Consider the following 10,238-nt stretch of genomic DNA (forward strand, 5'->3'; position numbering starts at 1 on the left):
TCGCGGTGCCGGGCGGGCCGGTCACGGCGCTGGGCGTCGCGCACGCGGTCCCGGCGACCGTGGCAGGGTTGCTCCGTGGCTGACACCCGCGACGACGCCGTCGCCCCCGACCGCCTCGGCACGTCCCGCGCCCCCGCGGCGGACGCCCCGCTGCGCGACGACCTGCGCGCGCGGGTGGCCGCGCTGCTGGACGCCCCCGCGACGGCCGGGTCGCCGCCCCGCCGGCTGCTCGGCATCGCGGGCGCGCCCGGCGCGGGCAAGTCGACGCTGAGCGCGCAGGTCCTGGCCGCGTTCCCCGGCCGGTGCGTCGTGGTGCCGATGGACGGGTTCCACCTCGCGCAGACGGAGCTCGAGCGGCTCGGCCGCGCCGACCGCAAGGGCGCGCCGGACACGTTCGACGCGGCGGGCTACGTGGCGCTGCTCCGGCGGCTGCGCGAGCCGGTGCCGGGGGAGACGGTGTACGCGCCCGAGTACCGCCGCGACCTGCGCAACGGCGTGGCCGGGGCGATCGCCGTCCCGGCCGACGTCCCGCTGGTCGTCACCGAGGGCAACTACCTGCTGCTGGACCAGCACGGGTTCGCGCCGGTCCGCGACCTCCTGGACGCGTGCTGGTTCGTGGACCTGCCCGAGGAGGTGCGGGCCGAGCGGCTGGTCGCCCGGCACGAGCTGTTCGGCAAGCCGCCGGCCGCCGCGTACGCCTGGACGCACGGCCCGGACCAGCGCAACGCCGACCTGGTGGCGGCGACCCGCGTCCGGGCCGACGCGGTGGTCACGGTCGACTGACGTCCCGGGGGCTCCGGGGGCGTGTGCGCCCCGCCACGGCGCCGGGCCCGGACGGGTCCCGCGGGCGCGTCCGCGCGGGGCACCCGCGCGCCGGTGGGAGACTGGGGGCGTGAGCAGGTTTCCCGCGCGGGCGGTCGTGGACCTCGGGGCCGTGCGTGCCAACGCGCGGGCCCTGGGCGACCTCGCCCCGACGGCGCAGCTCATGGCGGTCGTCAAGGCCGACGCGTACGGCCACGGCCTGCTGCCCGTCGCGCGGGCCGCGGTGGCCGGCGGCGCGACCTGGCTGGGCGTGGCGCAGGTGGCCGAGGCGCTGGCCCTGCGCGCCGGCGGTGTCACCGCCCGCGTGCTGACCTGGTTGTACGCCCCGGGCGCCCCCCTGGCCGAGGCCGTGGCGGCCGACGTCGACCTGTCCGTCGCCGCCCCGTGGGCGCTGCGCGAGGTCGCCGACGCCGCGCGCGCGACGGGCCGCACCGCCCGCGTCCACGTGAAGGTCGACACCGGCCTCGGGCGCAACGGCCTGACCCCGGCGGACCTGCCGGGCGTCGTCGACGAGGCGCTGCGGCTCGAGGCCGAGGGCGTCGTCCGGCTCGTCGGTATCTGGTCGCACCTGGCGTTCGCCGACGAGCCCGGGCACCCCAGCCTGCACGCGCAGGGCGACGTCCTGCGCGCCGCGGCGGCCGACGCCGAGGCCCGCGGCGCGCGGTTCGAGGTCCGGCACATCGCCGCCTCGGCGTCCACCCTGACCGACCCGGAGCTGCACCTCGACCTGGTGCGCCCGGGCATCGCCCTGTACGGACTGACCCCCGTCCCGCAGCTCGGCGGGCCGGAGCGGTTCGGGCTGGTGCCCGCGATGACCGTCGAGGCCGAGCTCGCCACCGTCAAGCGGCTGCCCGCCGGGCACGGCGTGTCCTACGGCCACCACTACGTGACCCCCCGGGACACCGTGGTCGGGGTCGTGCCGCTCGGCTACGCGGACGGGGTGCCGCGGCACGCGTCCGGGGAGGACGGCGCCCCGGGGGCGCCCCTCGGGGTGGGCGGCCGGCGCCTGGCGATCGCCGGTCGGGTCTGCATGGACCAGGTGATGGTGGACCTCGGCCCGGGGGCGACGGAGCGGGCCGGCGACCGCGTGGTGCTGTTCGGCACCGGCGCGGACGGCGGCCCGACCGCGCAGGACTGGGCGGACGCGGCGGGCACCATCAGCTACGAGATCGTGACCCGGCTCGGTGCCCGGGTGCCGCGGGTGTACGTGGACGGCGGCCGGGAGGTCCCGGCGGGCGACGCGCAGCGCGTCGCGGAGGGAGTGGCGTGAACGAGCAGGACCAGGCGACCGCGACGGTGGCCGAGACGACGGTGGACCTGGCGGACGCGGACGCGACCCGGGCGTACGGCGAGGCGCTCGCGGCGCTGCTGCGGGCGGGCGACCTGGTGGTGCTCACCGGCGACCTCGGCGCGGGCAAGACCACGCTGACCCAGGGGATCGGCACCGGGCTGGGCGTGCGCGGGGCGGTGGCGTCACCGACGTTCGTCATCGCGCGGGTGCACCCGCCGGTCCCGCGCCCCGACGGCGCGACCGGGCCGACGCTGGTGCACGTCGACGCGTACCGGCTCGGCTCGCTGGACGAGGTCGACGCCCTCGACCTGGACACCTCGCTCGACGAGTCGGTGACCGTCGTCGAGTGGGGCGAGGGCCTGGTCGAGTCGCTGGCCGACGACCGCCTGGAGGTGGCCCTGCGCCGCCCCCGGGGGGCCGACGCGGCCGGTGCCTCCCCGCACGCGGAGCACGCCGAGGACGCGGCCGCGGGCGTCCGGACCGTGACCGTCCGCGCCCGGGGCGAGCGGTGGCGCGGCGTCGCCCTGCCCGGCGTCCCCGCCGCGCCGCCCGCCTGACCCGAGCCGGGGCCGCACGCCCGGACCCCGGACCCCCCGCCCCGCGAACCCCGACCCCGAAGGAACCCCACCGGTGCCCGTCCTCGCGCTCGACACCTCCGCCGCCGCGTCCGCCGCCGTCGTCGACGACGCCGGCCGCACCCTGGCCACCCGGTCGACCGGGGAGTCCCGCCGGCACGCGGAGACGCTGACCCCCCTGCTCGACGCGGTCCTCGCCGAGGCGGGCGTCGCCCGTACCGACCTGACCGCCGTCGTCGCGGGCACCGGTCCGGCGCCGTTCACCGGGCTGCGGGTCGGCCTGGTCACGGCGCGCACGCTCGGCCTGGCGCTCGGCATCCCGGTGCACGGGGTGTCGTCGCTCGACGCGCTGGCGCTGGCGACGGTCGCCCGGGCCGCGGCCGGCACCGGCCCCGGCCTGGACGGCGGGGAGCTGCTGGTCGTGACCGACGCCCGGCGCAAGGAGGTCTACTGGGCCCGCTACCGGTCCGTGGTCGCTGCCGGCACGGAGCCGTCCGTCGAGGCGGTCGAGGGCCCCGGCGTCGCGACCCCGGCCGCCGTCGCGGAGCAGGGGCTGGACGGGCTGCTGCTGGTGGGCCCCGGCACCGCCCTGTACCCCGAGCTCCTCCCGCCGGTGGCGGGCACCCCCGACGCGGTGGACGCGGCAGACCTGGCGCGCGTCGCGCTCGCCCGGCTCGCCGCCGGCGGCGAGGGCCTGGTGCTGCCGACCGAGCCCCTGTACCTGCGCCGCCCCGACGCGGTGCCGCCGGCCGCCGCGAAGCGGGCCCGGGCGTGACGTCGCCCGGGGACGGCGCACCCGCGGACGCGACCCCCGACGCGGACGCCGTGGCGCAGGGCGCCGCGCCGGACGGGCCGGCCCCCGACGGCCCCGTCGCCGACGTCCTGCTCCGGCCGCTGGTCGCCGCCGACCTCGACGCCCTCGAGGACATGGAGGAGGCGCTGTTCGGCGGGGGCGCGTGGTCCCGGGCGTCGCTCGCCGAGGAGCTCGCCGGCCCGGGCCGCTGGTACGTCGGCGCGCAGGACCGGGCGTCCGGTGAGCTCGTGGGCTACGCGGGCCTGTGGTTCGACGGCTACGACGGCCAGGTGATGACGGTCGGCACCCGCCCGGACGCGCAGGGCCGCGGGGTCGGCCGGATGCTGCTGGACGCGCTGCTGGACCACGCGCGCGAGCTCGGCGCCGGCGACGTGCTGCTGGAGGTGCGGGTGGACAACGAGCCCGCGCTGCGGCTGTACGAGCGGGCCGGGTTCGAGCGGTTCGGCCGGCGCAAGGGGTACTACCAGCCGGAGAACGTCGACGCCTGGACGATGCGCCGCAAGGTCTGACGCGGCCCCGGCCCGGACGCACGAGGGCCCCGCACCGGCCGGCGGTGCGGGGCCCTCGTGCGTCGCGGCTCAGATGGAGCGGGCGACGTCCTCGAAGTCGAGGCGGCCCTGGCGCGGGTGCGAGGCCGGCATGCCGAAGCCCTCGAGGTCGGCGGGGGCGCTGCCGACGTTCAGCACCATGATCGAGCGCCACCCGGTGCCGGCGAACAGGTCCGCGTCGAGCCCGGCGGCGTCGTAGCCCGTCATGGGCCCGACGTGCAGGCCCGCGGCGCGCAGGCCGACGATCAGGTAGCCCGCCTGCAGGAACGCGTTGTCGCGGGACATCCGGGCGCGGACGTCCTCGATCCCGGCGAAGTTGTCGCGGGCGCCGGCCATGTGCGGGGCCAGCCGGGGCAGCTGCTCGTGGAAGTCGAGGTCCGCGGCGACGACGATGCTGAGCGGAGCGCGCAGCGTCTTGGCCTTGTTGCCCTCGTTCATGTGCTCCACGAGGCGCTCGCGGCCCTCGGCCGAGCGGACCAGGAGCAGGCGGGCGGGCAGCGAGTTCATGGCGGTGGGGCCCCAGCGGACGACGTCCCACACGGCGCGGACCTGGTCGTCGGTGACGTCGCCGTCGGTGAACGTGTTGACGGTGCGGGCGTCCCGGAACACCAGGTCCACGACCTCCTGCGGGACGCGGAGGTCGGTGGTCTGCGGCGCGGTGTCGATGCTCATGCTCGGTTGAATGCACAACATCTACGGGGTCATTCCTGTTGCCTGGGTGAACCGCGTCACACCGCGCGCGCCAGGCCGGGCCGGAGCGCGGCCTAGACTGGGACCATGCCCGAAGCGCCCCTCGTCCTGGGGATCGAGACGTCCTGCGACGAGACCGGGGTCGCCCTGGTCCGCGCCCACGCCGACCGCAGCGAGCTCCTGGTCGACGCCGTCGCGTCCTCCATGGACGAGCACGCGCGGTTCGGCGGGATCATCCCCGAGATCGCGTCCCGCGCCCACCTCGAGGCGATGACCCCGACGATCGAGCGCGCGCTCGACTCCGCCGGCGTCACGCTCGCGGACGTCGACGCGGTCGCCGTCACGGCCGGCCCCGGCCTCGTCGGCTCGCTGACCGTCGGCACCGCCGCCGCCAAGGCGCTCGCCTACGGCCTCGGCAAGCCGCTGTACGGCGTCAACCACGTGATCGGCCACGCCGCCGTCGACGAGCTGGTGCACGGCCTGTTCCCCGACCGCGTCATGGCGCTCGTCGTCTCCGGCGGCCACTCCAGCCTGCTGCTGATCGACGACGTGGTCACCGGCGTGCACGAGCTCGGCTCGACGCTCGACGACGCGGCGGGGGAGGCGTTCGACAAGGTCGGGCGCCTGCTCGGCCTGCCGTACCCGGGTGGCCCGCACATCGACCGGCTGGCGCGCGAGGGCGACCCGACGGCCATCCGGTTCCCGCGCGGGCTCACCGCGGCGAAGGACCAGGCCAAGCACGCGTACGACTTCTCGTTCTCGGGCCTGAAGACCGCCGTGGCCCGCTGGGTCGAGGCGCGCGAGGACGCCGGCGAGGACCTCCCGCTCGAGGACGTGTCGGCGTCGTTCGCCGCGTCCGTGGCCGACGTGCTCACGGCCAAGACGATCGCGGCCTGCCAGAAGCACGGCGTCGACACCCTGGTGGTCGGCGGCGGGTTCTCCGCGAACTCGCAGCTGCGGGACATGGCCGCCGAGCGGTGCGCCGTGGCCGGGATCGACCTGCGCATCCCCCCGATCAGGTACTGCACCGACAACGGCGCCATGATCGCCGCGCTGGGCGCCGCGGTCGTGCGCCGCGGGCTGCCGGCGTCGGACTTCGCGATCGGCGTCGACTCGACGATGCCGCTCGAGACCGTCACGGTCTGAGGGCACGCGCCGGTCGCGTCACAGCGGCCGGCCCGCCCGCATCTCCGCGACCAGGGACGCCACCACGGCGTCGAGCTCGCCCGCGTTCCGCCGCGCGACGGCCCGCTGCCGCTGGTACGACGCGCCCTTGCGCAGGATCACGCGCACGGCGTCGAGCTCCGGGCCGCAGCCCAGGCGCTCGGCCACGGGCTCCAGCTCGTGCAGCAGCCGCCCGACCGCGTCGGTGACGAGCTCCTCGTCGCCGGCCGCGTTCGTGATGATGATGGCGTCCATGCCGTAGCGCGCGGAGCGCCACTTGTTCTCCTGCGCGAACCACGGCGGGATCGTCGGCAGCGGCTGCCCGCGGTCGAGCAGCGTGGAGAAGTGCTCGACCAGGCAGTGCGTGAGCGCGGCGAGCGCGGTCACCTCCAGCAGGCTGGGGGAGCCGTCGCAGATCCGGGCCTCGACCGTGCCGAACCGCGGCGACGGCCGGACGTCCCAGCGGACCTCGTCGAACGCGTCGATCACCCCGGTGTGCAGCATGTCGCCGACGTACGCCTCGAGCTGGTCCCAGCGCTCGAACTGGAACGGCAGACCGGCGGTCGGCAGCTGCTGGAACATCAGCGCGCGGTTGGACGCGTACCCGGTGTCCTTGCCGCCCCAGAACGGGCTGGACGCGGACAGCGACTGCAGGTGCGCGAACGTGGTCAGCAGGGCCCGCGAGATCGGCAGCACCTTGTCCCGGTCCTCGATCCCGACGTGCACGTGCACCCCGTAGATCAGCATCTGCCGGCCCCACCACTGCGTCCGGTCGATCAGGGTCGCGTACCGCTGCTTGTCGGTGACCTTCTGCTGCGCCCACCGGGCGAACGGGTGCGTGCCCGCGCTCATCAGCTCGACCCGCAGGGGGTCGGTGACGGTGCGGACCTCGTCGACCGCCCGCTGCAGGTCCGCACCGGCCTCCCCGACGGTGCGGCACACCCCGGACACGACCTCGACGGTGTTGAGCAGCAGCTCCTGCTTGATCGCCGGGTGCTCGGCGGCACCCGCGGGCCGCACCGCGTCGAGCACCGTGCTGGCGACCTGCCGCAGGTCCCCGGAGTCGGCGTCGACGAGCGCGAGCTCCCACTCGATCCCGACGGTCGACCGCTCGGACCGCGCGAACGGCAGCCGGGCCGGGCTGGTCATGCCGCGGCGCCGACGGGCTCGACCAGCAGGACCTGCTGCTGACCGGCGACGCGGGTGAGCACGATCGTGGCGGTGGCGGTCCCGCGCAGGTCGAGCTGGCGGCGCAGCTGCTCCGGGACCACGGCGGTGCCGCGCTTCTTGATCGTCAGCGACCCGACGCCGCGCTCGCGCAGATAGGCCCGGAGCCGCTTGAGGCCGAACGGCAGGGTGTCGAGCACCCGGTAGGCCGTGGCGAACGGGGTCGCGTGCAGGGCGTCGGAGGTCACGTAGGCGATCGTGCTGTCCACGAGCCGTCCCTGCACCTCGGCGGCGACCTCGGCGACGAGGCCGGCGCGGATCACGGCGCCGTCGGGCTCGTACAGGTAGCCGCCGACCGGGCCCACCTCGGCGCGGGCGCGCTCGGTGGCGGCGCGCAGCAGGGCCGAGCGGCCGCCCGCGCCGAGCAGCAGCGCGGACCGGCCGGGGCCCTCGGGCGCGAGCGGGCCGAACCACAGCCCGAGCTCGACGACGTCGCCGTCCACCGACACCCACTGCGCCTCGGCGTCGTCGGGCAGCGCGGAGTGCGGGACGCCGGGACCGAGCTTGAGGCCGAGCGCGGGCACGCGCGCGCGGATCGCGAGGACGTCGTCCAGCGGCGGGGCGTAGGCGGCGGGGTCGAACACGCGGCTGCCGCCGGCGGTGCGGCGCGCGGGGTCGGCGTACACGCCGTCGACGCCCTCGGCGGCCAGGTCGACCGCGAGGCCGTCGCCGTGCCGCACCTCGGCCTCGGGGAAGGCGCGCAGGTTGATCGTCGCGAGCGCGGCGGTGGTCTCGTCCGCGTCGACGGCGAGCACCCGCAGGCCGACGCCCGCGAACGCCATCGCGTCCGCGCCGAGCCCGGAGGTCAGGTCCGCCACCCGGGTGACGCCGGCCGCGACGTACCGGCGGGCGTGCTGCGCGGCGACCACGAGCCGGGTCGCCTGCTCGAGCCCGGCGGGGGTGAACAGCATCCCGTCGGCGAACTCCCCGAGCTTGTCGTGCGCCCGCGCCCGCAGCCGCGACTGGGTCAGGGCCGCGGCCACGAGGTCGGCGTCGAAGCCGTCCTTGCGCAGCCGCTCCGACAGGGCCATCGCGTGCCGCTCGTCGTACGGGGGGAGGGCGGACAGCAGGGCCCAGCCCTCCGGGCTGAGCAGCTTGGCGAGGCCGGACGCGTCCATCCCGCGATCCTCGCACGACGGCGCGGGGCGACGGCGGGCGCCGCGGTGGGCCCGGACGGATGTGACGGACGACCCCGCCGTCGCTGGCACTCGCCTTGACCGAGTGCTAACGGGTTCCTAGAGTGCTGATCGGCACTCTCGTCACGAGAGTGCCAACGCACCGCAGTTCGGCCGGCACCCGCGACGACGGCAGGACGGACGGGGCGACAACGGACATCAGGCAGCACTCACACGCGAAGGGGAGGTCCGCTGTGTCGGTCTCCATCAAGCCGCTCGAGGACCGGATCGTCGTCAAGACGCTCGAGGCGGAGCAGACGACCGCCTCCGGTCTGGTCATCCCGGACAGCGCCAAGGAGAAGCCCCAGGAGGGCGAGGTCCTGGCCGTGGGTCCCGGTCGCATCGACGACAACGGCAACCGCGTCCCGCTCGACGTGGCCGTCGGTGACAAGGTCATCTACAGCAAGTACGGCGGCACCGAGGTCAAGTACGACGGCGAGGAGTACCTCATCCTCTCGGCGCGCGACATCCTGGCGGTCGTCACCAAGTGACACCACCCGCCGGCCCGTGAGGCCGGCGACCGGTACGGCGAAGGCCCCCTCCGTGGACGGAGGGGGCCTTCGCCGTCCCCGGCACCGGGCGGTGCGCCCGCCGCGGGCCTCGGCGCCCGGGCGACCCGCCGAGGGGGTAGGCGACGCGCCGAGAGGGTAGGCGACGCGCCGAGGGGGTAGGCGGCGGGTACCCGCTCGACGTGTCGGGTACCCCCCCGCCGCGGTCGGTGGCGGCGGGCGGGCCGGGCAGCACGACGGGGCCCCTCCGCATGCAGAGGGGCCCCGTCGCTCGTGGTCGGCGACCGCGCGGTGTCGCACCGCGCTCGGTCGCCACGTCTGGGTGGCGGCGCACACGCCGCCGGGCGGCTCGCGCCGCCGGGGTTCAGATGGCCTGGTGGGTGGTCCGGCCGGCGCGCTCCGCGAGCACGGCGGTGCGCTCGTCCTCGGAGAGGCCGCCCCACACGCCGTACGGCTCGCGGACCGCGAGCGACTGCTCGCGGCACTCGTTGATGACCGGGCAGGTGGCGCAGATGGCCTTGGCCGCCTCGGCGCGGCGCCGGCGCGCCGCACCCCGCTCGCCCTCGGGGTGGAAGAACAGGTCCTGGTCCGCGTCGCGGCAGGCGCCCTGGTACTGCCACTCCCAGAGCTCCATCACGGGTCCCGGGAGACGGGAGATCTCGGCCATGGGGGTCCTCCATCCTGCGCGGCGCCGGGGCGCCGTTCTGGTGACGTACGGGGGCGGTCCTGCCGGGGGGCCGTCCCTGGGACCGAGGTCCCTGGTGCGGCGGCTGAACTGCACTGATGAGGACAGTACAACCGCGCCAGCAGTTGTTCAAGACCGTGTCGTGACCAGTTCGACCCGAATCGCTTCAGCGCCGCCACCAGCGCTGGCGCGATTTGCGGCGCGGTTGCTCGGCCTGCGCCCTGCTCCTGACGCGGTCCCCGGGTGCGGCGCTGGAAACCGCGCCAGATCCCCGGCACAATCGGGGGCGGGCCGCAGGACGAGCGGCGGGGACGAGATGGGCGCGATGCAGCAGAGCGAGGACGACAGGTCGACCGGCGGCGCCGGCCGACCCGTCGACGGCGAGCCGGAGGCGGTCGACCTCGACGGCCCGATCCTCACGGTGGCCGCCGTCGCCTCCCGCCTGGGTGTCGCCCCCGCCACGCTGCGCACGTGGGACCGCCGCTACGGGCTCGGCCCCTCCGAGCACACCGCGGGCGCGCACCGCCGGTACAGCGCGAGCGACCTCGCGCGGCTGGTGACGATGCGGTCGCTCACGCTCGACGGCGTGCCGCCGGCCGACGCCGCGCGCCTGGCGCGTGAGGGCGCGCCGGGGACGCTGCCGGAGCCGGCGGGCTCCACGGAACGGGGCGGCGCGCCGGCCCGCGCCGGCCAGGCCGCCCCCGCCGGTCGGCCGGACGAGGGCCACCCCGCCGGGCC

12 protein-coding genes are annotated in these 10,238 nt (G+C 76.7%); 8 read left to right on the top strand and 4 right to left on the bottom strand.

Translation table 11 applies throughout. The features are described from left to right. Nucleotides 1-162 precede the first annotated feature (162 nt). From FA014_RS14675 to rimI, 5 genes are all read left to right on the top strand, one after another. Entirely contained in the window at nucleotides 163-783 is a 621-nt protein-coding gene (locus tag FA014_RS14675) for a nucleoside/nucleotide kinase family protein (protein ID WP_154730406.1), read from the top strand. 109 nt (nucleotides 784-892) lie between these two features. After that, nucleotides 893-2,092, top strand: a complete 1,200-nt coding sequence (gene alr, locus FA014_RS14680; RefSeq protein WP_154730398.1) for an alanine racemase — start codon at nucleotides 893-895, stop codon at nucleotides 2,090-2,092. After that, nucleotides 2,089-2,670: a tRNA (adenosine(37)-N6)-threonylcarbamoyltransferase complex ATPase subunit type 1 TsaE gene (gene tsaE / locus FA014_RS14685; protein ID WP_230323189.1), complete on the top strand. Its 582-nt coding sequence runs from the start codon at nucleotides 2,089-2,091 to the stop codon at nucleotides 2,668-2,670. Before alr ends, tsaE begins: the two co-directional genes overlap by 4 nt. Before the next feature lie 73 nt (nucleotides 2,671-2,743). After that, the gene (gene tsaB, locus FA014_RS14690) at nucleotides 2,744-3,463 is read left to right on the top strand and encodes a tRNA (adenosine(37)-N6)-threonylcarbamoyltransferase complex dimerization subunit type 1 TsaB (protein ID WP_154730399.1); all 720 of its coding nucleotides are present in this window, start codon (nucleotides 2,744-2,746) and stop codon (nucleotides 3,461-3,463) included. After that, a complete protein-coding gene (rimI, locus tag FA014_RS14695) occupies nucleotides 3,460-4,011 on the top strand; it encodes a ribosomal protein S18-alanine N-acetyltransferase (protein WP_230323190.1) in 552 nt (183 codons plus the stop codon). Before tsaB ends, rimI begins: the two co-directional genes overlap by 4 nt. Before the next feature lie 69 nt (nucleotides 4,012-4,080). On the opposite strand, the gene FA014_RS14700 is transcribed toward rimI, so the two are convergent. Further along, nucleotides 4,081-4,722, bottom strand: a complete 642-nt coding sequence (locus FA014_RS14700) for a malonic semialdehyde reductase (RefSeq protein ID WP_154730400.1) — start codon at nucleotides 4,720-4,722, stop codon at nucleotides 4,081-4,083. Between the two features lie 105 nt (nucleotides 4,723-4,827). On the opposite strand from FA014_RS14700, the gene tsaD reads away from it, so the two are divergent. Further along, nucleotides 4,828-5,886 carry a tRNA (adenosine(37)-N6)-threonylcarbamoyltransferase complex transferase subunit TsaD gene (gene tsaD / locus FA014_RS14705; protein ID WP_154730401.1) on the top strand — a complete coding sequence of 353 codons (1,059 nt, stop codon included), beginning with the start codon at nucleotides 4,828-4,830 and terminating at the stop codon, nucleotides 5,884-5,886. An 18-nt stretch (nucleotides 5,887-5,904) separates the two neighbouring features. On the opposite strand, the gene FA014_RS14710 is transcribed toward tsaD, so the two are convergent. Together FA014_RS14710 and FA014_RS14715 are read right to left on the bottom strand one after the other, a co-directional pair. Next, the gene (locus tag FA014_RS14710) at nucleotides 5,905-7,053 is read right to left on the bottom strand and encodes a glutamate--cysteine ligase (RefSeq protein ID WP_154730402.1); all 1,149 of its coding nucleotides are present in this window, start codon (nucleotides 7,051-7,053) and stop codon (nucleotides 5,905-5,907) included. Further along, nucleotides 7,050-8,249, bottom strand: a complete 1,200-nt coding sequence (locus tag FA014_RS14715) for a class I SAM-dependent methyltransferase (RefSeq protein ID WP_154730403.1) — start codon at nucleotides 8,247-8,249, stop codon at nucleotides 7,050-7,052. The genes FA014_RS14710 and FA014_RS14715 overlap by 4 nt, the downstream gene beginning before the upstream one ends. A gap of 251 nt (nucleotides 8,250-8,500) precedes the next feature. On the opposite strand from FA014_RS14715, the gene groES reads away from it, so the two are divergent. After that, a complete protein-coding gene (gene groES, locus FA014_RS14720) occupies nucleotides 8,501-8,797 on the top strand; it encodes a co-chaperone GroES (protein ID WP_122149810.1) in 297 nt (98 codons plus the stop codon). A gap of 382 nt (nucleotides 8,798-9,179) precedes the next feature. Here the strand turns inward: groES and FA014_RS14725 are convergent, their stop codons facing one another. Next, nucleotides 9,180-9,482, bottom strand: a complete 303-nt coding sequence (locus FA014_RS14725; protein WP_154730404.1) for a WhiB family transcriptional regulator — start codon at nucleotides 9,480-9,482, stop codon at nucleotides 9,180-9,182. A 343-nt stretch (nucleotides 9,483-9,825) separates the two neighbouring features. Between FA014_RS14725 and FA014_RS14730 the strand changes: the two genes are divergently transcribed. Further along, the coding region (locus FA014_RS14730; protein WP_230323191.1) for a MerR family transcriptional regulator at nucleotides 9,826-10,238 on the top strand (413 nt) is incomplete at its 3' end.

It is taken from the genome of Cellulomonas hominis (genome assembly GCF_005239125.1).
GTDB lineage: Bacteria > Actinomycetota > Actinomycetes > Actinomycetales > Cellulomonadaceae > Cellulomonas > Cellulomonas hominis_A.

What these genes read in the sequence shown, in the direction of transcription:
- FA014_RS14700 (WP_154730400.1), bottom strand. Translation starts at nt 4,722, where the DNA reads ATGAGCATCGACACCGCGCCGCAGACCACCGACCTCCGCGTCCCGCAG.
- tsaD (WP_154730401.1), top strand. Translation starts at nt 4,828, where the DNA reads ATGCCCGAAGCGCCCCTCGTCCTGGGGATCGAGACGTCCTGCGACGAG.
- FA014_RS14710 (WP_154730402.1), bottom strand. Translation starts at nt 7,053, where the DNA reads ATGACCAGCCCGGCCCGGCTGCCGTTCGCGCGGTCCGAGCGGTCGACC.
- FA014_RS14715 (WP_154730403.1), bottom strand. Translation starts at nt 8,249, where the DNA reads ATGGACGCGTCCGGCCTCGCCAAGCTGCTCAGCCCGGAGGGCTGGGCC.
- FA014_RS14725 (WP_154730404.1), bottom strand. Translation starts at nt 9,482, where the DNA reads ATGGCCGAGATCTCCCGTCTCCCGGGACCCGTGATGGAGCTCTGGGAG.